The sequence below is a fragment of the Lysobacter sp. M2-1 genome, assembly GCF_022662495.1.
Lineage (GTDB): Bacteria > Pseudomonadota > Gammaproteobacteria > Xanthomonadales > Xanthomonadaceae > JAKPBU01.
The window spans coordinates 1689570-1710297 of sequence record NZ_JAKPBU010000001.1 but is presented as its reverse complement, the minus strand read 5'-3'; the positions used below and the strand labels follow the sequence as shown (position 1 = coordinate 1710297).

Sequence of the window (20728 nt, the reverse complement as noted above, 5' to 3'; positions counted from 1 at the left end):
GGGCCGGGTTGGCGAAAGCGTCGTGGTGGCTCAAACGAAAACGGCGGCCGTCAGGCCGCCGTTTCCGGCGCATCGGATCGATGCCTACTTCACGCCGTGCATCAATCGCTGGATCAGTGGCGCGATCAGGAACAGCAGCACGCCCGCGCCCATCAGCAGCCAGAACCCGAAGGTGTAGCCGGCATGGGCCGAGGCCACCGTCATCCCGGTTTCGCCGCTGACGCTGCTGGCGAAGATGCCCGAAAGGTTGTTGCCGATCCCGGTGGACAGGAACCACCCGCCCATGCCGAATCCGACCAGCTTGAGCGGCGCCAGCTTGGTCACCATCGACAGGCCGATCGGAGACAGGCACAGCTCGCCGACCGACTGAATCACGTAGACCATGAACAGCGTCCAGAACGGGATCTTGCCGAAGTCGTCGACCAGGCTCGACAGCGCGAACATCAGCAGCAGGAAGGCCAGCCCGTTGAAGATCAGCCCCAGGCCGAACTTGCGCGGGATCGACGGATTGGCACTGCCCATGCGGATCCACAGCCACGCCAGCACCGGCGCGACGGTGATGATCGCCAGCGAGTTGACCGACTGGAACCAGCCGACCGGGAAGATCCAGCCGCCGAAATCGCGATCCACGATCTTTTCGGCCAGGAAGTTGAACGAGCTGCCGGCCTGCTCGAAGAACATCCAGAACAGGATGTTGAACACGAAGATGATCAGCATCGCCAGCGCACGATCGCGCTGCACCGCGCCCTCGCGGATGCCCTCGGCCATGATCAGCACGCACAGCGCGACGAACATCGGCGTCAGCACCCACCAGTTGAGCGTGCCCGCATCGATGGTCAACAGGAAGTAGATCGCCGGGATCGCGAGCAGCGCCCCGATGAGCGTGTACAGCACGCGCAGCTTGTTCTCGTCTCCCGCCATCGGCCGGCCGATGCCCTCCAGCTGCCGGCGTCCGAACCAGAACCAGAGCAAGCTGATCAGCATGCCGATGCCGGCGGTGATGAACACCACCTTGTAGTCGGGCATCGCCTCGGTCCCGAACACGCGGGCGGCCAGCCAGCCGGTGAGGATCGGCGACAGCATCGCGCCGAGGTTGATGCCCATGTAGAAGATGGTGAAGCCCGAATCGCGGCGCGGGTCGGCCGTAGTGTAGAGCTTGCCGACCATGGTCGAGATGTTCGGCTTGAACAGACCGTTGCCGGCGATGATGGTGGCCAGGCCGAGCTTGAAGATCTCCTCGCTGGGCATCGCGATCATGAACAATCCCGCCGCCATGATCACTGCGCCGAGCAGGATCGAGCGCTGGTAACCGATCACCTTGTCGGCGACATAGCCGCCGAAGATCGCCGCCGCGTACACCAGCGCCAGGTAGGCGCCGTAGATGCTGTTGGCGGGCGCCTCTCCGGTGCCTGAGCCGGCATGGAACTCGGCCACGATGTACAGCACCAGCGCCCAGCGGATCCCGTAGAACGCGAAGCGTTCCCAGAACTCGGTCATGAACAGCATCCACAACGGACGCGGATGGCCCAGGACGGTGGCGAAGGCAGGCGGCTGGGTGCCGCCCGGTGGTGCGTGCATGCCCGGACCGGAGGGTTCGACGTTGGTGGTGGAACTCATGCGGCAGGATCCCCCGTGATCGTGTTCAGGAAACAGTGCCCGCGGCGCGGGGACGCGCGAGAATGGCCCGCGGCGACGCGGTGCGTCAAACCGTCACGGGTGTTGCAGCGCAACACGAGCGCTGTGGAATAGCGCGCCCCACGCAGCGCATCTACGCCTGGGCACCCGATCGATTTCAGCTACGGGCGGGTCTTCATGCCGTCGCCGCACTTCCTCCGCCATGCGGCGGAGCCCCAGCCAATGCCGCATCGATCATCGCGGCGAAGCCCGGATGCGCGGGCGCCAGGCGTGCGCACGCGTCCTGGCGCTGCATCCAGCGCAGCTGGACATGTTCCTCCGGCTGCCGGTTGGCCGGCTCGCCCTCCCACGCATCCACGGCGAACAGGCGCAAGCGCCAGCCGCCGTCCTGTGCCTCCAACAGCCCGAGTTCGCGCATGGCGACGGCATGCACCCCCAGTTCCTCGAGCAACTCCCTGCGCAGCGCGCCATCGGGCGTTTCGCCAGCTTCGATATGCCCGCCGAACACGTCCCACGCGCCCGGCAGCCAGGTACGGGCCGCACTGCGCCTTCCGAGCAGAACCTCGTCGCCACGCACCAGCAACGCGCCCGCGCAATCGTGCGCGAACGCGGTTGGGTTCACGCGCCGGCGTCGCGCTGCGCCGGCGCGCCGCCGTACCCGTCGTCGGGGCCGATGCTCGTGCGCACTTCGAACAGTTCGGGGAAGAAGGTCAGTTCCAGCGCCTGCTTGAGGAAGCCGACGCCCGAGGAACCGCCGGTGCCGCGCTTGAAGCCGATGATCCGCATCACCGTGCGCATGTGCCGGAAGCGCCACAGCTGGAACTGGGTTTCCAGATCGACCAGGTCCTCGCACAGCGCGTACTCGCGCCAGTAGCGGTTGGTGTCCTCGTAGATGCGCTCGAACACCCGCACCAGCTCCGGATCGAGCACATGCGGCTTCGACCAGTCGCGCTGCAGGTGGCGGTCCGGCACCGCATGGCCCCAGCGGGCGAGGTAACGCAGGAACTCGTCGTACAGGCTTGGCGCCTCGAGTTTCTCGCGCAGCGCCTGCTGGCCTTCGGGATCGTGCGCGAACACCCGCAGCATGTTGGCGTTCTTGTTGCCCATCAAGAATTCCACGCTGCGGTACTGCAGCGACTGGAACCCGGAGGACGGACCCAGGATGTGCCGGAACTCCATGTATTCCGAGGGCGTGAGCGTTTCCAGCACCGACCACTGCGCGGTGAGCTGTTCGAGCACGCGCTTGCAGCGCGCCGTGACCTTGCCGAACTGCCACACGCGGTCGTTGTGCAGGTGACCGATGGCCGCCGACAGCTCGTGCATCAGCAGTTTCAGCCACAGCTCCGAAACCTGGTGCTGGACGATGAACAGCATCTCGTCGTGGTGCGGCGGGTCCGACAGCGGCTGCTGCGCCGCCAGCAACCGGTCCAGCCGCAGGTAGCCGGCATAGGTCATCCGCCCGGACAGATCGGTGTGGATGCCGGCCTCGAGCGGGCGTTCGTTCTGGTCGATGCTCATGGCGATCAGGGTACCGCAGCTGCGTGGGGCGCAGTCATGCAACGGCAATCCGGCTCGGGCAGAATCCCGCGTCCGGCGGGCGCAGGCAGCTGCCCGTCTTCCACGAGGGGATGCTTCGAATGAATCGACTTGCACGCCGGCTTGCGCTGGCCTTCGTCCTGTCCTGCGCCGCGGCATCCGCACATGCGCAGCTCGCCATCAGCCAGGTCTATGGCGGCGGCGGCAACACCGGGGCGCCCTACAACCGCGACTTCGTCGAATTGTTCAACCGCGGCGACCAGGCGATCCCGCTGGCGGGCAAATCGCTGCAGTACACCAGCGCGACGGGCACCGGCAACTTCGGCGCCAATTCCGGATTGCTGGTCGCGCTTCCGGACGTCGCCCTGCAGCCAGGGCAGTATTACCTGGTCGGGCTTGCCAGCGGCAGCGTCGGCGAACCGCTGCCCGCGACCGATGCCAGCGGCACCATCAACATGTCCGGCAGCGCCGGCAAGGTGGCGCTGGCCGAGGGCACGACCAGCCTGGGTTGCAACGGCGGCAGTACGCCCTGCTCGGCCGAACAGAGCGCGCGGATCCTGGACCTGGTCGGGTTCGGCGGCGCCAACTACTTCGAAGGCGCCTCGCCCGCGCCGGCGCTGAGCAACAGCACGGCAGCGGTGCGCGCACAAGCCGGCTGCACCGACAGCGACCACAACGGCGTGGACTTCGCCGCCGTTGCCCCGGCCCCACGCAACACCGCAAGCCCGCTCAATCCCTGCGGCGGCAGCGGCGAACCGGCGCTGTCCATCGGCGACGCCACCGCCTCGGAAGGCGGCGCGGGCAGCAGCACCGAATTCCTGTTCACCCTCTCGCTCAACCGGCCGGCCGGCAGCGGCGGCGTGGTGGTGACCTATGCCACCGGGGACGGCACCGCCACGGCGGGTTCCGACTACACCGCCGAAGCGGACACCGCGATCATTGCCGAGGGCGCAACCTCGGTCACCATCGGCGTGGTCGTGCTCGGCGACGACGTCACCGAGGACAACGAGACCTTCTTCGTCGACATCACCGGTGCCACCGGCGCAACGGTCGCAAGGGCGCACGCCACCGGCACCATCGCCAACGACGACATCGCCACCGTCGCCATCCACGCGATCCAGGGCACGACGGACACCTCGCCGCTGGTGGGTCAGCAGGTCGCCACGCGCGGCATCGTGACCGGTCGTCGCAGCAACGGCTTCTTCGTACAGACGCCCGATGCCGAAGCCGATGCCGATCCTGCAACCTCCGAAGGCGTGTTCGTCTTCACCGGCAGCGCGCCGCCGACCGCCGCGCAAATCGGCAATGCCGTCATCGTGCAGGGCACGGTGATCGAGTTCCTTCCACCAGCGGATCCCGGCCAGCTCAACCTGACCGAGATCGGCAGCCCCACCGTGACTTTCGTGAGCGCAGGCAACGCGCTGCCGACGCCGGTCGTGCTGACGCCCGATTTCCCGAGCCCATCCGGGCCGCTCGACCAACTCGAGCGCGTGGAGGGCATGCGCGTCACCGCGGCCAGCTTCACCGTGGTCGCGGCCACCGCGGGCAACGTGAGCGAAGCCAATGCCACCGGCAGCAGCAACGGTCAGCTCAACCTGGTGGTCACCGGCACGCCGCGGCCGTTCCGCGAGCCGGGCATCCAGGCGCCCGATCCGGCACCGGGCGGCGGCAGCATCCCGCCGATCCCGCGCTGGGACTTCAATCCCGAACTGCTGTTCAGCGACACCGACGCGCTCGGCGGCCAGCGTTACGAACTCGCCGTGGGCGCCACGCTTACCAATTACGTCGGCCCGCTGGACTACGGCTTCCGCCGTTACAGCGTGCACCAGGATCCCACGGTGGCGACGACAATCACACAGGGTCCCGCCCCTTCGGCCGCGCGCGCGCCGACGCCGGATGAGTTCACGTTCGCCAGCTACAACCTGGAGCGCTTCTTCGACACGGTGAACGATCCCGCCGTGGATGAAGCCGTGCTGACGCCGGCCGCCTTCGCCACGCGCCTGCACAAGGCATCACTGGGAATCCGCGACTTCCTGCATGCGCCCGACATCGTGGGCGTGGTGGAGATGGAGAACCTGGCCACGCTGCAGGCGCTGGCCGCGAAGATCAATGCCGATGCGATCGCCGCGGGCCAGCCCGATCCGGCCTACGTCGCCTACCTGGAGGAGGGCAACGACGTGGGCGGCATCGACGTGGGCTTCCTGGTGAAGACCGGCGTGGTGCGTCCCGGCGTTGCGCGCGTGCAGGTGGACCAGGTCGTCCAGCTGGGCAAGGACGTTACCTGGACCGAGCCGTCGGGCGCGGTGAGCCTGCTCAACGACCGCCCGCCGCTGCAGCTCGACGCCGTGATCCATTACGCCGATGGCCGCGCGGTGCCGCTGACCGCGGTGGTGGTGCACCAGCGCTCGCTCAATGGCGCCGACGACGATACGGCCGGCGGCGAACGCGTGCGCGCCAAACGCCAGCGCCAGGCCGACTATCTCGCCGCGCAGCTGCAGGCGATGCAGGCAGCCGATCCGGAGCGCAACATCGCGGTGGCCGGCGACTTCAACGCCTTCGAGTTCAACGATGGGCTGACCGATGCGATGGGCACCGTGACCGGCCTGCCATCCGCCGACGCAGCCACCGCAGTGACCGGCGACGGCGTCGACCTGGTCGATCCGGACCTGCTCAACCTGTACGTGCTGGAGCCGGAGGACCAGCGCTATTCGTTCGAGTTCGATGGCAATGCGCAGTCGCTCGACCACATCCTGATCAACCAGGCGCTGGGCGCAGCGGTGGGTGCGTATGCGCTCGACCACGCGCGCATCAACGCGGACTTCCCGGAGACCAATCGCAGCAATCCGGACAGCGCTTCGCGCCTGGCCGACCACGATCCGGCCATCGCCTACTTCAGCATCGCCAGCGCCGATCTGTCGGTCGACGTGGCCGCGGCGCAGGCGTCGGTGCGCGCGGGTGATGCGATGCAGTGGCAGGTGGCCGTGCACAACCACGGTGGTTCGCAGGCGTCCTATCCGGGGGTGGGCTTCGCGTTCGATGCCGTGCTGGAGGACGTAGTCGTCACCGCGCCCGCGGGCTGGTCCTGCGATGCGCCGGGCATCACCAACGGAACCACCGTCGTGGCGTGTGCCGGCACTTCCCTGGGTGTTCAAGCCGAAGCGACGTTCGCTCTGCAGGCGACTGCGCCGGTCGATGCCATCGGAAGCACCGTCACGCTGGCCGCGTCGGTCGATGCCGAAAGCTACGACCCGGACAGCGTCAACAACCACGACGACGCCGGCATCGCAGTGGACGCGCTCGCCGACCTGTCTGTTTCGCTCGCGGGTCCGGGCAAGAAGCTGCATTACGGCCGCACCGCGTCGTTCGCCACCACCATTCGCAACGCCGGCCCGGATGTCGCTTGGCAACCTGTGCTGCTGCTGAGTGGCGATGCGCCATCGGCGAACGTCTCGATTGCGGCACCCGCGGGCTGGCAGTGCACGCTCGACGGCGACGGCGACAGCTTCGCCGCGCGCTGCACGTCGACCGGCTCGCTCGCGGTCGGGACCGCGCAGCGCCTGCGGTTCGACATCGCGATCCCGGCACGCCCCGACGCCACTGGCTCGTTCAGTCTCGCCGCGGAAGTGGATGCGCTGGGCGAGGATCCGGACGGCAGCGACAATACGGACACCTATACCAACCGCATCGTCGGCGTGCCCTAGGGCGCAGGTTGCCACACGGACGCGGCCTTCGGGCCGCGTTCTGCGCTTGCGGCATTGCGCAACGGTCGCGCGGGCGGCTGCGGGTATCATCGGCGCGTACCGACTGCGATGCAGGGCCCGCATGACCATCGCCGCAAGCTTCGAAATCGAATATCTGCAGTATCTGGACCAGGAAGGCAGGCCGGTGCAGGCCTTGCCCGAAGGTCTCGACGCCAAGACCTTGCTGCCGCTGTTCAAGCAGATGCTGTTCGTGCGCACTTTCGACAGCAAGGCGATCGCATTGCAGCGTACCGGCAAGCTCGGCACCTACGCCTCCTGCCTGGGACATGAGGCCACCCATGTCGGCATTGGCGCCTCGACCCGCCCGGAAGACGTGTTCGCCCCCAGCTACCGCGAGTACGGCGCGCAGTTCATGCGCGGCGTGCGCCCGCGCGAGGTGCTGATGTATTGGGGCGGCGACGAGCGCGGCAGCGACTTCGCCGTGCCCAGACACGACTTCCCCTGGTGCGTGCCGATCGCGACCCAGTGCCTGCACGCGGCCGGCGCAGCGCTGGCGTTCAAGTTGCGCGGCGAACCGCGGGTGGCGGTGACGGCGTGCGGCGACGGCGGTTCGTCCAAGACCGACACCTATGCGGCGATCAACTCGGCCGGCGCCTACACCCTGCCGTTCGTGCAATGCATCATCAACAACGGCTGGGCGATCTCGGTGCCGCGCAAGGCGCAGACCGGCGCCAAGACGCTGGCGCAGAAGGGCATCGCCGGCGGCCTGCACTGCCTGCAGGTCGACGGCAACGACCTGATCGCGGTACTCGAAGGCATGCGCCGCGCGATGGATCGCGCGCGCAGCGGCCACGGCGGCAGCGTGATCGAATTCATGACCTATCGGCTGCACGACCACACCACCGCCGACGATGCGCGCCGCTATCGCGGCGAGGAAGAAGTGAAGGCCGCATGGGCGCGCGACCCGATTCCACGCCTGCGCACCTGGCTCGGCGGGCAGAAGCTGTGGGACGACGCGCAGGAAAAGGCGTGGATCGAAGACTGCGGCCGGCGCGTCGACGAGGAGATCAACGCCTACCTGGAAAGCAAGGCGCAGCCGGTCGAGGCGATGTTCGACTATCTCTACGGCGATCCGCCACCGGATCTGCTGGCGCAGCGCGCCTCCGCGATCGCGCTGGACCGCGCCGCTCGGGGGCCACGCGCATGAACAAGCAAGCCGCCGCAACGAAGACCGCAGGTCAGCCCGTGACCGCTGCCGCCATCACCCTGATCGAAGCCATCACCCAGGCGCTGGCCTACGAGATGCGCAAGGACGCCTCGGTCGTGGTGCTGGGCGAGGATGTCGGCGTCAATGGCGGCGTGTTCCGCGCCACCGCCGGCCTGCAGCAGGTGTTCGGACCCGAGCGCGTGCTCGATACGCCGCTGGACGAGACCACCATTGCCGGGTTGACCGTGGGCATGGCCGCGATGGGCATGCGGCCGGTCGCCGAAGCGCAGTTCGACGGCTTCGTCTATCCGATGATCGATCACATCGTCTGCCACGCCGCGCGCCTGCGTTACCGCACCCGCGGCCGCCTGACTTGCCCGATGGTGCTGCGCGTGCCCTGGGGCGGCGGCATCCGCGCACCGGAGCACCACTCCGAGGCGAACGAGTCGATCTTCACCAATGTCCCCGGCCTGCGCGTGGTGCTGCCCTCCTCGCCCGCGCGCGCCTACGGCCTGCTGCTGGCGGCGATCCGCGATCCGGACCCGGTGATCTTCTACGAACCCAAGCGCATCTACCGGCAATACAAGGAACTGGTGCCGGACGACGGCGAAGCCCTGCCGCTGGACGTGTGCTATGTGCTGCGCGATGGCAGCGACGTGACCCTGGTGACCTGGGGCGCGCAAGTCAAGGAAACCCTGGAAGCGGCCGAAGCCCTGGCGAAGGACGGCATCAGCGCCGAGGTGATCGACGTGGCCACGCTCAAGCCGCTCGATTTCGCCACCATCGCCGAATCGGTGAGCAAGACCGGGCGCTGCGTGATCGTGCACGAAGCACCCAAGACGGCCGGCTTCGGCGCCGAGATCGCCGCGCGCCTGGCCGAGGAATCGATGTACGACCTGGTCGCGCCGGTCGAGCGTGTGACCGGCTACGACACCCACATCCCGCTGTTCCGCCTGGAAATGAAGTACCTGCCGAGCGTGGACAAGATCGTCGCGGCGGCGAAGCGGGCGATGGCTGCGGGGTGACGCACGCATGATGCCGGCCGCCATCAATTTCGCCGAGCAGCTCGCGCGCATCGACGCGCCGTGGTCGCCACGCGTGGTCGCGAAACTCAACGATGGCATTCCGTTGAATCGCATGTTCAAGCTGGTGAAGATCCAGGGCGACTTCGTCCGGCACAGGCACGACGACACCGACAAGGCATTCCTGGTGCAGTCGGGTGAACTGCACATCGAATTCCGCGACGCGACGCGTACCCTGGGCGCCGGCGGGATGCGGCTCGAACCGCGCGGCGTCGAGCACCGGCCGCATGCGCAAACCGAGTGCCATGTGCTGCCGATCGAGCCGCGCGGCACGGTCGACACCGGCGATGCGGGCGGCGCGATGACCGCGTCCGACGACGTATGGATCTGAGGCGCGCCCGCGTGATCGAGCAGCACCGCGCACCCGAGCGCGCTGCGATCCAGGTGCAGGCCGGCGACCGCGTGACCCTGGGCGACCGCGACACCGAATGGCCGGAATTCGTCTGGACCGCGCTCGCCAGCGGCCTGGGCGGCTGGGTCCCCTCGGCCCTGTTCGACGCCGAGCGCGGCCAGGCCAGCGCCTTGCAGGATTACGACACCAGGGAACTGGATGTCGATCACGACGAGGTGCTGACCCTGCATCGCGAAATCGCCGGATGGTGGTGGGTGGAAAATGCACGCGGCGACAGCGGATGGGTCCCGGCGCGCAAACTCGAATTGCTCGACGATTGACGTAGGCCGGGTCTTGACCCGCCTTTGCCTAACCTTGAAACGACGGGTCAAAACCCGCCCTACGGAAGACCCACATGGCCGACAAGAAGACCTTCAAGCTTCCCGACCTCGGCGAAGGCCTGCCCGACGCCACCATCGTCGAATGGTTCGTCAAGGAGGGCGACACGATCCGGCTGGACGAGAACCTGGTGTCGATGGAGACCGCCAAGGCCGTGGTCGAGGTGCCTTCGCCGGTCTCGGGCAAGGTGCTCAAGCTGGCCGGCGGTCCGGGGGACGTGATCGTCACCGGCGCGATGCTGGCCGAATTCGAAATCGACCCCAAGCAGCCGCAGCGTGCCGAGGGCCAGGACACCGGCCATCACCATGGTCCATCGCATGGTGCCGGTACGCCCGCGCCGGACGACGGCGACCGGGTGGTCGCGTCCGACGAAGGCGGGGAAATCGTGCAGACCGGTCAGCCCGCGCCGAAGGCGCAGGCCGAAACCGAGCGCAGCGACAGCGGTACCGTGGTGGGCGCGATGCAGTCGTCCGATGCGGTGCGCAGCGAGGCCGCGGTCGCAGTGGGCGGTGTGAAGGCCATGCCCGCGGTCCGTGCGACCGCGCGCAAGTTGGGCGTCGACATCGCCCGGGTGCGCGGCAGCGGCAGCGACGGCGTGGTGACGATGGATGATGTGAAGCGCGCCGCTTCGGGCGAAGCCAGCGCCCTGCTTCCCTCTCCCACCGGGAGAGTGGCCGGGGGTGAGGGTGCGGAGCATCGTGCTGCTGCATCCTCATCCGAACCCTCATCCGCCCTGCGGGCGCCTTCTCCCGGAGGGAGAAGGGAAAGCGAACGCGAACGCACCGCGCTGTCCGCCAGCGGCAAGCCGATGCGCACGCAACCGCCCGGCGTCTCGGTCAGCGGCCAGCCCGAGCAGCTCAAGGGCGTGCGCCGCAACATGGCCAGGGTGATGGCCGACGCGCACGCCAAGGTGGTGGCCACCACGCTCAGCGACGACGCCGACATCCACGCATGGGCACCCGGCAACGACGTCACCGTGCGCCTGGTGCGTGCGATCGTCGCCGCGTGCAAGGCGGTGCCGGCGCTGAACGCCTGGTTCGACGGCGACAAACTCACCCGCACCTTGCACCCACACGTCGACATCGGCATTGCGGTGGACACCGACGACGGCCTGTTCGTGCCGGCGTTGCGCAATGCCGACGTGCTCGACGCACGCGGCGTGCGCGAAGCGGTGAATCGCCTGCGCGCGCAGGTCGGGGATCGCAGCATCCCTGCCAGCGAACTCAGCGGCTACACGATTTCGCTGTCGAATTTCGGCATGTTCGCCGGCCGCTACGCGACGCCGATCGTGGTGCCGCCTTGCGTGGCGATCGTCGCCGCCGGCCGTGGCCGCCACCAGATGACTCCGGTGATCGGCGGCTTCGAATCGCATCGCGTGATCCCGCTGTCGCTGACCTTCGACCACCGCGCCTGCACCGGTGGCGAGGCTGCGCGCTTCCTCAAGGCGATGCTGGACGATCTAGCATTGCCGATGTAGGAGCGCCACTTTGGCGCGACCGCGCCGCGAGTACCTTCCCCGTTGCGACGCATCCCGCGCCGCCGCAGCGGGCTTGGACACGGATTCGGTTCGGAGGCATTGATCGCAGCCGCGGTCGCACCCAGGTGCGCTCCTACAATGGATGCCAGCGCCTCCCCGGAGATCACCATGACCCATCGCAGCCGTCTTGCCGGTTTCATCATCGACTGCAACACCGACGACCTGGACGCCGCCGCCGATTTCTGGAGCCGCGCGCTGGGCTGCAGCATCGCCGACCGCGACGCGGGCGACGAGACCGCGCAGTACCAGATGTTCGGCGATACCCCAGGCGATCTGCACATCGAGGTGCAGAAAGTCGCGCATCCCTCGCGCGTGCATCTTGATATCGAAGCCGACGACATCGACGCCGAAGCCGACCGGCTCGAGCGGCTGGGCGCGAAGAAGATCGGCTTCGTCAAGCGCTGGTGGGTGATGGAAGCGCCGACCGGCCAGCGCTTCTGCGTGGTCCGGATGAAGCACCCGGAAAAGGGCGGCGCACCGAACGTCTGGAACGACTGATCGGCGCCGCAACGCGCTGGTTTACTCGCGCGCCCGCGCGCTGGCGTCGCGCGCGGCCTTGAACTCGGAACCTGCCTGCCACTGCGGCCATGCGTGGCCGTTGGCGATTTCCTTGCCCAGTGCGAGCAGCAGCCGCGTGTCCTGGGCGTGGCCTTCGGCGTTCCAGGCCTGCGTCCAGCGGTCGCAGGGCTGGTGGTAGCAATCGGCGAAGTATTCCTTGATCAGCGCCTTGCCCTTGCTGGTGCCGCCGTCGACCAGGTCTTCGCCTGCGCCGGCCGTGATCGCCGGCACGCCGGCGCGGGCGAAGGGGAAGTGGTCGGCGCGGTAGAAGAAACCCGATTCGGGGCTGGGATCGTGCAGGTAGGCACGCCCGTGCGCCTTCGCGACGCGCTCCAGGTCGCCCTCCAGCGACACCCGGCCATTGCCCCACGAGGCGATGTCGCGCATCGGCCCGTTGGCGCTGAACATTTCCATGTTGATCACCGCCGCGGTGGTTTCCAGCGACATCAGCGGGTGCGCGGCGTAGTGCGTGGCGCCGAGCAGCCCTTTTTCCTCGGCGGAGAAGGCGATGAACAGCACGCTGCGCTGCGGACGCGGACCGGCGGCCAGCGCGCGCGCCAGTTCCAGCACCGAAGCGACGCCGGTGGCGTTGTCGATCGCGCCGTGGCGGATGCGGTCGCCCTGCGCGTCCGGCTCGCCGACGCCGAACGCGTCCCAGTGCGCCGAGTAGATCACGCTCTCCTGCGGGTACTTCGCGCCTTCCAGCTTGCCGATCACGTTGCGGCTTACCACCCGCTCGCGTTTGACCGCGAAGCGCGCCGACAAGCTCGCATCGCCCAGCGGCAGCGGCTTGAAGTCGCGGCGCTGCGCCTTGGTTTTCTCCGCGTCGAAATCCAGGCCCACGCGCTTGAACAGCGAGACCGCCAGATCGCGCTGCATCCAGCCGCGCAGATGGGTGTGGTGGCGCTGCGCATCGCTGCGTTCGATGTCGAACACCGGCGACAGCCCGGACGCGCGCACCGTCGCCCATCCATAGGCGGCGGGCGCGGTCTCGTGCACGATCAGCACGCCCAGTGCGCCCTTGCGCGCCAGCTCCTCGTACTTGTAGGTCCAGCGGCCGTAGTAGGTCATGCCGCGGCCGTCGAAATCGCCTGCACCGCTTTCGAAGTCGGGGTCGTTGACCAGCACCACCGCCACCTTGTCGCGCAGGTCGACGCCCTTGTAATCGTCCCAGCCGCGTTCGGGCGCGTCCACGCCATAGCCGACGAACACCAGCGGCGCGCGTTCCACCTCGACCTGTTGCACCGGCTGCAGCGTCTGCAGCACCACGTCGTCGCCGTTGACCAGCGCCTGGCTCTCGCCGCCGACCGTCAATCGCGCGGTGACCGGCCCATCGACCTGCGCCCGCACCAGCGGCACCGGCTGCACCCATTCGCCGTTTTCACCGCCGGGCTGCACTCCGGCTCTGGTGAGTGCGTCGATCAGGTAGGCGACCGTCTTTTCCTCGCCCGGCGTGGCCGGCGCGCGACCCTCGAATTCGTCCGAAGCCAGGATGCGCACGTGGCGCGACAGCGCATCGGCGTCGATGCCCTGGTCGGGCGCGGCGGCCGCGACGGCGGCGGCAACGCAAAGCGCGCAAAGCGCGCCGGGTATGAGTCGTTTCATTGGTTTCCGCTGTCGAAGGCCGCAACCAGGGCAAACGCCGCGTTGGCCGAAGCGCATAGGGTTACCCCTAAGTGCAGTGCCGTGCAACGGCTGCCTAGACTGGGCCTGCGCACCGCGCACGGGTCGCGACAGGGGACGCCCGAACACCAACGAAAATGGGGAGTCCGAAGATGACCACTGCGTTCCGAATCACTCCAGCCGCCTTCCTGGCGGGCGTCGTCGCCGCCGCGAGCAGCGTCTCCAGTGCGCCAGCGCTGGCTGCACCGGCGTTCCAGCTGCCGTTCCCCTGCGGTCAGGTCTGGTCCGGACAGACCCGCAGCAACCACAGCCCCGTGCGATCGATCGACTTCAACCGCACCGACGATTACGGCGATCCGGTGGTCGCCTCCGCGGCCGGCACGGTGTCCACCGTGAGGAACCTGGGCAGCACCAGTTACGGCAAGTACGTGGTGATCAACCATGGCGGCGGCTGGACCAGCTACTACGCCCATCTCAACTCGTTCTCGGTCTCCGTGGGCCAGTCCGTCGCACGCGGACGCCAGATCGGCACGGTCGGCAGTACCGGCGGTTCGACCGGACCGCATCTGCATTTCGAACAGCGCTACAACGGATCGCCGGTCTGGCCGAAGTTCAACGGCTCGACCGTCTACTACTACGGCACCCGCAACTACACCAGCGCCAACTGCGGCAGCGGCACTGCGACCGGCACGGTCAATACCAGCGGCGCGAACCTCAACGTGCGCAGCGGACCGAGCACCAGCTATTCCGTCGTCGGCAGCCTGGCCGATGGCACCCAGGTCACGATCTATTGCCAGATCGCGGGCCAATCCATCACCGGGACCTACGGCACCAGCAATCTGTGGAACCGGATCGGCAGCGGCCGCTACATTCCCGACGCCTATACCTACACGGGCACCGATGGCCGCGTCGCACCCAACTGCTGACCTTCGGGAGGGCACCTTCCTGCCGGAGGTGCCCGCCTGGCGCATCCTGTCGGCCATGACCAGACCGCACTTCCTGGCCAGCCTGCTGGTAGCCGTCGCGCTCTCGGGCACGATCGGCTACCAACTGGGCCGGCAACGGACGGACCACGACGCTCGGGAGCGTCCAGCGCAGTCCGATGCTGCGACAGCGCAGCGCGGGTCGATCCCCAGCAGGCGCGGTGCCGGCCCCACGGTCCCGGCGGACGAAGACCTCGGCAGGCAGGTTGCGCGCGCTTCCGCCGATCCGGTCTACCTGCAGCAACTGCTCGCCCGCTACCGCGGCGAATCCGAGCCGGACCGCAAGGGTGCCTTGCTCGCCATCCTGCAGGGCGTCGCCAACCAGGACGTGCAGCGATTCGCGCTGGAGCTGGCGGGCAGCCCGGATCCGTCCACGCGCCGCGACGGACTTGCCCTGCTCTCCGCCTATTCGGTGGAGGAGGCACCGGTGCGCGCACTGCTGCTCCGGCAGATGGGGCAGGAGCAGGATCCGGCGCTGCTCAAGACCCTGGTGGAGCTGCTCGCGCCCACCCCGCTCGCCAGCGAGGACGTCGCGCCCATGCTCGGACAGCTCGAACGCCTGCGGCATCACGCCGATCCCGGCGTACGCGCCACCGCCGTGCTGCAATCGGCGCAGTGGGACAAGAGCGCAGGTGTCGAGGACATCCTGCAGCGCGCCCTGCTCGATCCCGAGCCGCAGGTGCGCGAGGCGGCGATCGCCGGTGTGACCTCCAGCGCCACCCGCTCAGACCGGATCAAGGATGCGTTGCTCGACATCGCGAACAATCCGCAGAGCGGGCGCGAGGAAAGGGCCGCGGCGGTGTTCGCGCTGCAGAATTTCGAACTGGACCGCGCCGAATACCAGATCTACCGCGACGCTGCGGAAGCCACGTCCGATGAGGACGAGCACTGACCTCGCGCACAGCCGGTCGCGCAAGTCTCGTTCAGTTCATGCCCGATGAGCGGCTCGTCCCGCCAATCGCCCCGCAAGCCCGCATGCCCCACCGTCAGGCGGATTCAGATGCCTGCGATTTCACCTGCCGCCGCCGCAACCAGCGGCCGCGCAGCCAGAACGCAAGCCCCAGCACCGCCAGGAACACGCCGTACCCTACCGACGTGGCGAAGACCTGCTTCCACATGCGTCCGTAACCGGGGTCGGCGCTGGCATGCGCCCACTGCACCGACAGCACGAAGGCGATGGCCGCGCCCAGCAGCGCGGTCAGATCGAACCCGCGTCGCGTCGCGCCACGCGGCTGCCGCGGAAACAGCCAGAACAAAGCGCCAAGGATCAGGAACCAGGGCAGGAACAGGATCAGCGCCAGGTTGACCTCGACCAGCGGACTCATGCGCCGTCTGCTTTCGCCGCCGCCTTCGCGGCGTCCGCCGCATCCAGCGCATCCAGCGCTGCGCGCACCTCCGAAGCCGCGGCGTCGCCGGCCAACGACAGCTCCGTATCGGCGCCGTCGAAACCGGCACCACGCAGTGCCGCGATCTTCTGTCCGGCGTCCCGCGGCGATTCGAACCCTACGCTCTGCAGCAGCACACGCTCGCCGACGGACAGCTTGAAGTAGAACTTGCCGTCCGCCTCACGGTACTGCTTGAACACGGGCATCGTTCCGGTTTTCTCCGCCTTGCCCACCCGTGCTTCCTGCATGCCGAGATCGCGTAACCCGACCGCGTGCCGCAGCCGGGCGAGGAAGTGCGTGGCATGGCGTTCACGCAGCCGCCGCGCGCCATCGCGCAGCACCGCTTCGATGTCCGCGGGTCTGCCAATCAGGGCCTCGTAGCGTTCGCGCAGCGGCGCCAGTTCGGCGTCGATGCGTTCGAACAGTTGCTGCTTGGCGTCTGCCCAGGCGATGCCCTCGGCATAGGCGCGGCGCATGGCGACGGTTTCGTCTGCCGAGGCGAAGGCCTGGTAGATCTCGAACAGGGCCGAGCCTTCGGTGTCCTTGGCCTCACCCGGGGAGCGCGAATCGGTGACGATGGAGAAGATCAGCTTGCGCAGCTGCTCGCGAGGGGCGAACAGCGGAATGGTGTTGTCGTAGCTCTTGGACATCTTGCGGCCGTCCAGGCCCGGCAGCGTGGCCACGCTTTCCTCGATCACCGCCTCGGGCAGGGTGAAATACTCCTTCCCGGCCGGTCCGCCATAGAGGTGGTTGAAGCGCTGACCGATGTCGCGCGCCATCTCGATGTGCTGCACCTGGTCGCGGCCGACCGGTACCCGGTGCGCGTTGAACAGCAGGATGTCGGCGGCCATCAGTACCGGGTACATGAACAACCCGGCGGTTACGCCAGCATCGTCGTCCAGCGCCTCGGCGCGGTTGCGGTCCACCGCCGCCTTGTACGCATGCGCGCGGTTGAGCAGCCCCTTGCCGGCCACGCAGGTCAATAGCCAAGTCAGTTCGCTGATCTCGGGGATGTCCGACTGGCGGTAGAACCACACCTGCTGGGGATCCAGGCCGCAGGCCAGCCACGCCGCAGCGATCTCCAGGGTCGAACGCTGGATCCGCGCCGGGTCCTGGACCTTGATCAGGGCGTGGTAGTCGGCGAGGAAATAGAAGCTTTCCACGCCGGCGGCGTTGGCGGCCGCAATCGCCGGCCGGATCGCGCCGACGTAATTGCCCAGGTGCGGCGTGCCGGACGTGGTGATGCCGGTGAGGATGCGGGTGTTGCCGGAAGCCATGGAGATGCGCAGATGAGCGGGGCGGTAATGGTACAGGGCCCGTCCGCCGCTCCCGGCCATGCCCAACCGCGGCCGATCGATCAACCCCACTCTCCGGTACCGCCCGTTCCTTCCCTCGCCCATCGAGGAGAACGCCCATGTTCCGCAATCTGCTCCTGCTCTCGGCTGCGCTGGCATCGGCCGCGGCGTGCCTGCCGCTGCAGGCCGGCTCGCTGGTCGACATCGACCTCATCGACCGCGACAGCGGCCAGCAACTGCCCGAATACGACCATCGCGGCCGGACCTACGTGCCCGGCGAGCCGGGCCATCGCTACGCCGTGCGCCTGCGCAACCAGACCGGTGAACGGGTACTGGTGGTGCTGTCGGTGGACGGGGTCAACGCGGTCACCGGCGAAACGGCCTCGCCCTCGCAGGCCGGCTACGTGCTTTCCCCCTGGGAGAGCGCCGAGATCACCGGCTGGCGCAAATCACTCGACGACGTGGCCCAGTTCTATTTCACCGACCTGCCCGACAGCTATGCGGCGCGCACCGGTCGCCCGGACGACGTAGGCGTGATCGGGATCGCGGTGTTCCGCGAGCGCCAGCGTTACCTGCCCTATCCCATGCCGGGGCCACCCGTTGCGCGCGGCGAGCGCGAACGCGATGGTGCGCACTCCAAATCCGCACACACGCCATCGGCGGCCCGCGAGTCGGCGGCGGCGGGCGCTGCCCATGATGCGATCGCCGAGCAGCGCATCGGCACCGGTCATGGCGCGCGTGAATGGGCGCCGATCAGTCGAACCGACTTCGTGCGCGCGTCCTCGCGCCCGGCCCAGGTCACACAACTGCGCTATGACGCTGGCGAGGTGCTGGCCGCCATGGGCGTCATGCCGCGCTACGACTGGCGCTACGGCCGCGGCGACGAGCCGCGCGCCTTCCCCCATGGATTCGTCGCTGACCCTCCCGGCTGGTAACCGATTCGATGCGACGACCCACGCCGGGCGGACGAGGGCCAGGCAGGGCCGCCAGGGAAGGCGGAAAGCGAAGGGCCGGCGCAAGCCGGCCCTTCCTCTTTAGCGGGTACGGGCGCTGGCCCGCATCGTTTCAGACCGCTACTGCAGCGTATTTTCGAAATCGCGGACCTCGCGCTCGGCGCGGTCGCGGTCCCATCCGTACTGCTCCTGCAGCTTGCCGGCCAGATACTTGCTGTCGCCCTCGGCCACGTCGAACACGTCGTCGGTCAGTTTTCCCCACTTCTGCTGCGCCTGACCTTTGATCTGGGTCCACTTGCCGGAAATGATGTCCTTGTTCATGCGTTTACCTCGACTACTTACGCGGCAGGGAATGCCGCTACGCGAGCATGGCAGCGACCACCTTCAATCACGGTCAAGAAGTCGTTGCAATCCCGATGCCATGCATTACGCAACGCCCAAAGCAGAACGGGTCGCCTAGGCGACCCGTTCTGCGATTCACTTTGCGGGCTTCCTGACGGAAGCCCTTCGGCGCGGCGCGCGAGGCGACGAGCGCCGTCCAGCGATGGCTCAGTCGTCGGTTGCGCCAGTGTCCTCGGCGGCATCTTCGACCTCTTCGCCGACTTTCTGTACGTCCTGGCCAGCACCTTTCACGGTGTTGCAGGCGGTCAGGGTGCCGGCGGAAAACAGGGCCAACAGCAGCAGGGCAGTCAAACGCTTCATGGAATAATCCTCATCGTTGGTCGGGCCGGGTCGGCACGCAGCTTATGGAACCGCACTGCAGCGTGAAGCCTACGTGGATGCGCCCACGCTGCGCACCCGATCCTGCCCGGACCTTGCCGAGCCCGCGATGAACCGCGCACCAGTGTTCAGGACACAGAAGGCTTGCGCAGGATGCCGAAGCGGTCAGCGCGGATCGGTTCCGCCGGTTTCCTCGGCGGCGCCTTCCACCTTCTCGCCGACCTTCTTCAGATCCTTCCCGAATCCTTCGGTGGTATTGCATCCCCCGAGCACGGCGCCGGCGAACGCCAGCAGCAGGGCCATGGCCAGTACACGCTTCATCTTGAGTCTCCGGTTTGTTGATGGCGATTCGAAAGGTGACGCTCAATCCCGCATCAGGGTCGACTTGCCGAACAGGCTTTCGACCAGGTCGACGGCGACCCGCGCGGTCTCGTTGCGATTGTCCAGCATCGGGTTGAGTTCGACGATATCCAGGGAGCCCATGCGTCCGCAGTCGGCGATCATTTCCATGACCAGCTGGGCCTCGCGATAGTTGGGGCCACCTGGCACGGTGGTGCCCACGCCGGGGGCGATCGCCGGATCCAGGAAATCGACGTCGAAGCTGACATGCAGGTGGGTGCCGGCATCCACGCCATCCAAGGCCTCTTCCATCACCCGCTTCATCCCGACCTCGTCGATGTAGCGCATGTCGTAGATGTCGAGGTTGTATTCCTTGACCAGGCGCTTCTCGCCCAGGTCCACCGAGCGGATGCCGATCTGGCGGATCTGATCCGGACGGATCGCGGGCGCGTTTCCACCCAGATGCACCAGCGGCTCGGGCCCGATGCCGCACAGGCAGGCCACAGGCATGCCGTGGATGTTGCCGGAAGGCGTCACCTGGCTGGTGTTGAAGTCCGCATGCGCATCCAGCCACAACACCCGCAGCTGCTTGCCGGTTTCGCGGCAATGACGCGCGACGGCGGTGATCGAACCCACGCCCAGGCAGTGGTCGCCGCCGAGCAGGATCGGCAGCCGGCTGGCCTGCAGTTCGGCGCCGACCGCGTCCATGACCAGCCGGTTCCAGGCCACGACCTGTTCCAGGTGGCGATAGCCGTTCACCGGCGGCGCCCAGGGATTGCCCGGGCCGATCAGGTTGCCGCGGTCGGCCACGTCGACGCCACGCTCGGTCAGCGCTTCGCCCAAGCCTGCAATCCGCAGGGCGTCCGGGCCCATCAGGGCGCCCCGGTGGCCGGCGCCGATATCGGTCGGCGCGCCGATCAGCGAGACCGGGGGAAACGACTTCATGGCGAGGCATCCTGTTGCGGCGAGGTCTGGAATTCGAGCCCCGCGGCCTGCCACGCCTGCCAACTCCCCTGCAGCTGGCTCACCTCATGACCATGCTGGCGCAGCAGCGTTTCCGCGAGGCCGGAGCGGCGACCGGTCCGGCAATAGACGACGATCGGCCGATCGCGTCCGAGCGCATCGAGCCGCATCGCCAGCTGGTCGTGGGGAATCAGGATCGCGCCCGGAACATGGCCGGCCGCGTACTCTTCGGGGGTACGCACGTCGAGCACCAGCGGACGTTGCTCGTGGCCGCGCGCGAGCAGCGACGCCAGTTCCCCCGGAGTGACCGGGGTTCCGGCAAGCGCCGCGGGCGCAATGGCCAGCAACAGTGCGAAAGCCCGCAGCTTCGCGGATATGTGCAGCAAGACGCGACTCCGGATGGTGCCGACAGTCTGACTCGAACAGACGACCTACCGCTTACAAGGCGGTTGCTCTACCAACTGAGCTATGCCGGCGTTAA

21 protein-coding genes and 1 tRNA gene are annotated in these 20728 nt (G+C 67.9%); 10 read left to right on the top strand and 12 right to left on the bottom strand.

Annotation, left to right across the window (positions count from 1 at the left end):
* Nucleotides 1-84: 84 nt before the first annotated feature.
* From MC375_RS07445 to MC375_RS07435, 3 genes are all read right to left on the bottom strand, one after another.
* Nucleotides 85-1578, bottom strand: a complete 1494-nt coding sequence (locus MC375_RS07445) for an oligopeptide:H+ symporter (RefSeq protein WP_242102976.1) — start codon at nucleotides 1576-1578, stop codon at nucleotides 85-87.
* A gap of 232 nt (nucleotides 1579-1810) precedes the next feature.
* The gene (locus MC375_RS07440; protein ID WP_242102653.1) at nucleotides 1811-2257 is read right to left on the bottom strand and encodes an NUDIX hydrolase; all 447 of its coding nucleotides are present in this window, start codon (nucleotides 2255-2257) and stop codon (nucleotides 1811-1813) included.
* Nucleotides 2254-3153, bottom strand: a complete 900-nt coding sequence (locus MC375_RS07435) for a tryptophan 2,3-dioxygenase family protein (protein ID WP_242102652.1) — start codon at nucleotides 3151-3153, stop codon at nucleotides 2254-2256. The genes MC375_RS07440 and MC375_RS07435 overlap by 4 nt, the downstream gene beginning before the upstream one ends.
* Before the next feature lie 119 nt (nucleotides 3154-3272).
* On the opposite strand from MC375_RS07435, the gene MC375_RS07430 reads away from it, so the two are divergent.
* The 7 genes from MC375_RS07430 (at nucleotide 3273) to MC375_RS07400 (ending at nucleotide 11926) form a co-directional block, all read left to right on the top strand.
* Nucleotides 3273-6872: a Calx-beta domain-containing protein gene (locus MC375_RS07430; RefSeq protein ID WP_242102651.1), complete on the top strand. Its 3600-nt coding sequence runs from the start codon at nucleotides 3273-3275 to the stop codon at nucleotides 6870-6872.
* A gap of 121 nt (nucleotides 6873-6993) precedes the next feature.
* A complete protein-coding gene (gene pdhA, locus MC375_RS07425; protein WP_242102650.1) occupies nucleotides 6994-8079 on the top strand; it encodes a pyruvate dehydrogenase (acetyl-transferring) E1 component subunit alpha in 1086 nt (361 codons plus the stop codon).
* A complete protein-coding gene (locus tag MC375_RS07420) occupies nucleotides 8076-9104 on the top strand; it encodes an alpha-ketoacid dehydrogenase subunit beta (RefSeq protein WP_242102649.1) in 1029 nt (342 codons plus the stop codon). The genes pdhA and MC375_RS07420 overlap by 4 nt, the downstream gene beginning before the upstream one ends.
* A 7-nt stretch (nucleotides 9105-9111) precedes the next feature.
* Complete coding sequence (locus MC375_RS07415; RefSeq protein ID WP_242102648.1) at nucleotides 9112-9492, top strand: cupin domain-containing protein; 381 nt, start codon at nucleotides 9112-9114, stop codon at nucleotides 9490-9492.
* Nucleotides 9483-9833 (top strand): SH3 domain-containing protein, encoded by a 351-nt coding sequence (locus tag MC375_RS07410; RefSeq protein ID WP_242102647.1) that lies wholly within the window; start codon nucleotides 9483-9485, stop codon nucleotides 9831-9833. The genes MC375_RS07415 and MC375_RS07410 overlap by 10 nt, the downstream gene beginning before the upstream one ends.
* Nucleotides 9834-9907: 74 nt before the next feature.
* Nucleotides 9908-11368: a dihydrolipoamide acetyltransferase family protein gene (locus MC375_RS07405; protein WP_242102646.1), complete on the top strand. Its 1461-nt coding sequence runs from the start codon at nucleotides 9908-9910 to the stop codon at nucleotides 11366-11368.
* A 168-nt stretch (nucleotides 11369-11536) separates the two neighbouring features.
* Nucleotides 11537-11926, top strand: coding sequence for a VOC family protein (locus MC375_RS07400; protein WP_242102645.1), 390 nt, complete (start codon nucleotides 11537-11539; stop codon nucleotides 11924-11926).
* Nucleotides 11927-11947: 21 nt separating this feature from the next.
* Here the strand turns inward: MC375_RS07400 and MC375_RS07395 are convergent, their stop codons facing one another.
* The gene (locus tag MC375_RS07395; protein ID WP_242102644.1) at nucleotides 11948-13591 is read right to left on the bottom strand and encodes a M28 family metallopeptidase; all 1644 of its coding nucleotides are present in this window, start codon (nucleotides 13589-13591) and stop codon (nucleotides 11948-11950) included.
* Between the two features lie 170 nt (nucleotides 13592-13761).
* Here MC375_RS07395 and MC375_RS07390 point away from each other — a divergent pair, with 170 nt between their 5' ends.
* Both MC375_RS07390 and MC375_RS07385 read left to right on the top strand, forming a co-directional pair.
* Nucleotides 13762-14535, top strand: coding sequence for a M23 family metallopeptidase (locus MC375_RS07390; RefSeq protein ID WP_242102643.1), 774 nt, complete (start codon nucleotides 13762-13764; stop codon nucleotides 14533-14535).
* Nucleotides 14536-14590: 55 nt separating this feature from the next.
* Nucleotides 14591-15484, top strand: coding sequence for a HEAT repeat domain-containing protein (locus tag MC375_RS07385; RefSeq protein ID WP_242102642.1), 894 nt, complete (start codon nucleotides 14591-14593; stop codon nucleotides 15482-15484).
* A 94-nt stretch (nucleotides 15485-15578) separates the two neighbouring features.
* Here MC375_RS07385 and MC375_RS07380 read toward each other — a convergent pair whose 3' ends face one another.
* Nucleotides 15579-15917: a hypothetical protein gene (locus MC375_RS07380; RefSeq protein WP_242102641.1), complete on the bottom strand. Its 339-nt coding sequence runs from the start codon at nucleotides 15915-15917 to the stop codon at nucleotides 15579-15581.
* The gene (locus MC375_RS07375) at nucleotides 15914-17254 is read right to left on the bottom strand and encodes a tryptophan--tRNA ligase (protein WP_242102640.1); all 1341 of its coding nucleotides are present in this window, start codon (nucleotides 17252-17254) and stop codon (nucleotides 15914-15916) included. Before MC375_RS07375 ends, MC375_RS07380 begins: the two co-directional genes overlap by 4 nt.
* Nucleotides 17255-17391: 137 nt before the next feature.
* Between MC375_RS07375 and MC375_RS07370 the strand changes: the two genes are divergently transcribed.
* The gene (locus tag MC375_RS07370; RefSeq protein ID WP_242102639.1) at nucleotides 17392-18207 is read left to right on the top strand and encodes a hypothetical protein; all 816 of its coding nucleotides are present in this window, start codon (nucleotides 17392-17394) and stop codon (nucleotides 18205-18207) included.
* A gap of 138 nt (nucleotides 18208-18345) precedes the next feature.
* Here MC375_RS07370 and MC375_RS07365 read toward each other — a convergent pair whose 3' ends face one another.
* The 6 genes from MC375_RS07365 to MC375_RS07340 all read right to left on the bottom strand — a co-directional run bounded on the left by MC375_RS07365 (nucleotide 18346) and on the right by MC375_RS07340 (nucleotide 20723).
* Nucleotides 18346-18546: a CsbD family protein gene (locus MC375_RS07365; protein ID WP_242102638.1), complete on the bottom strand. Its 201-nt coding sequence runs from the start codon at nucleotides 18544-18546 to the stop codon at nucleotides 18346-18348.
* A gap of 228 nt (nucleotides 18547-18774) precedes the next feature.
* Entirely contained in the window at nucleotides 18775-18927 is a 153-nt protein-coding gene (locus MC375_RS07360; protein ID WP_242102637.1) for an entericidin A/B family lipoprotein, read from the bottom strand.
* Nucleotides 18928-19110: 183 nt separating this feature from the next.
* Nucleotides 19111-19266: an entericidin A/B family lipoprotein gene (locus MC375_RS07355; protein ID WP_242102636.1), complete on the bottom strand. Its 156-nt coding sequence runs from the start codon at nucleotides 19264-19266 to the stop codon at nucleotides 19111-19113.
* 42 nt (nucleotides 19267-19308) lie between these two features.
* Nucleotides 19309-20229 (bottom strand): arginase, encoded by a 921-nt coding sequence (gene rocF / locus MC375_RS07350; RefSeq protein WP_242102635.1) that lies wholly within the window; start codon nucleotides 20227-20229, stop codon nucleotides 19309-19311.
* Nucleotides 20226-20633 carry a rhodanese-like domain-containing protein gene (locus MC375_RS07345; RefSeq protein WP_242102634.1) on the bottom strand — a complete coding sequence of 136 codons (408 nt, stop codon included), beginning with the start codon at nucleotides 20631-20633 and terminating at the stop codon, nucleotides 20226-20228. Before MC375_RS07345 ends, rocF begins: the two co-directional genes overlap by 4 nt.
* 14 nt (nucleotides 20634-20647) lie before the next feature.
* A tRNA-Thr gene (locus tag MC375_RS07340) sits at nucleotides 20648-20723 on the bottom strand.
* Nucleotides 20724-20728 lie beyond the last annotated feature (5 nt).

Coding starts and splice junctions, on each gene's coding strand:
- MC375_RS07365 (WP_242102638.1), bottom strand. CDS start 18,546: ATGAACAAGGACATCATTTCCGGCAAGTGGACCCAGATCAAAGGTCAG.
- MC375_RS07355 (WP_242102636.1), bottom strand. CDS start 19,266: ATGAAGCGTGTACTGGCCATGGCCCTGCTGCTGGCGTTCGCCGGCGCC.
- MC375_RS07445 (WP_242102976.1), bottom strand. CDS start 1,578: ATGCACGCACCACCGGGCGGCACCCAGCCGCCTGCCTTCGCCACCGTC.
- MC375_RS07370 (WP_242102639.1), top strand. CDS start 17,392: ATGTTCCGCAATCTGCTCCTGCTCTCGGCTGCGCTGGCATCGGCCGCG.
- MC375_RS07415 (WP_242102648.1), top strand. CDS start 9,112: ATGATGCCGGCCGCCATCAATTTCGCCGAGCAGCTCGCGCGCATCGAC.
- MC375_RS07395 (WP_242102644.1), bottom strand. CDS start 13,591: ATGAAACGACTCATACCCGGCGCGCTTTGCGCGCTTTGCGTTGCCGCC.
- MC375_RS07400 (WP_242102645.1), top strand. CDS start 11,537: ATGACCCATCGCAGCCGTCTTGCCGGTTTCATCATCGACTGCAACACC.
- MC375_RS07405 (WP_242102646.1), top strand. CDS start 9,908: ATGGCCGACAAGAAGACCTTCAAGCTTCCCGACCTCGGCGAAGGCCTG.
- MC375_RS07420 (WP_242102649.1), top strand. CDS start 8,076: ATGAACAAGCAAGCCGCCGCAACGAAGACCGCAGGTCAGCCCGTGACC.
- MC375_RS07380 (WP_242102641.1), bottom strand. CDS start 15,917: ATGAGTCCGCTGGTCGAGGTCAACCTGGCGCTGATCCTGTTCCTGCCC.
- MC375_RS07435 (WP_242102652.1), bottom strand. CDS start 3,153: ATGAGCATCGACCAGAACGAACGCCCGCTCGAGGCCGGCATCCACACC.
- MC375_RS07375 (WP_242102640.1), bottom strand. CDS start 17,254: ATGGCTTCCGGCAACACCCGCATCCTCACCGGCATCACCACGTCCGGC.
- MC375_RS07390 (WP_242102643.1), top strand. CDS start 13,762: ATGACCACTGCGTTCCGAATCACTCCAGCCGCCTTCCTGGCGGGCGTC.
- MC375_RS07385 (WP_242102642.1), top strand. CDS start 14,591: ATGACCAGACCGCACTTCCTGGCCAGCCTGCTGGTAGCCGTCGCGCTC.
- MC375_RS07360 (WP_242102637.1), bottom strand. CDS start 18,927: ATGAAGCGTTTGACTGCCCTGCTGCTGTTGGCCCTGTTTTCCGCCGGC.
- MC375_RS07410 (WP_242102647.1), top strand. CDS start 9,483: ATGGATCTGAGGCGCGCCCGCGTGATCGAGCAGCACCGCGCACCCGAG.
- pdhA (WP_242102650.1), top strand. CDS start 6,994: ATGACCATCGCCGCAAGCTTCGAAATCGAATATCTGCAGTATCTGGAC.
- MC375_RS07430 (WP_242102651.1), top strand. CDS start 3,273: ATGAATCGACTTGCACGCCGGCTTGCGCTGGCCTTCGTCCTGTCCTGC.
- rocF (WP_242102635.1), bottom strand. CDS start 20,229: ATGAAGTCGTTTCCCCCGGTCTCGCTGATCGGCGCGCCGACCGATATC.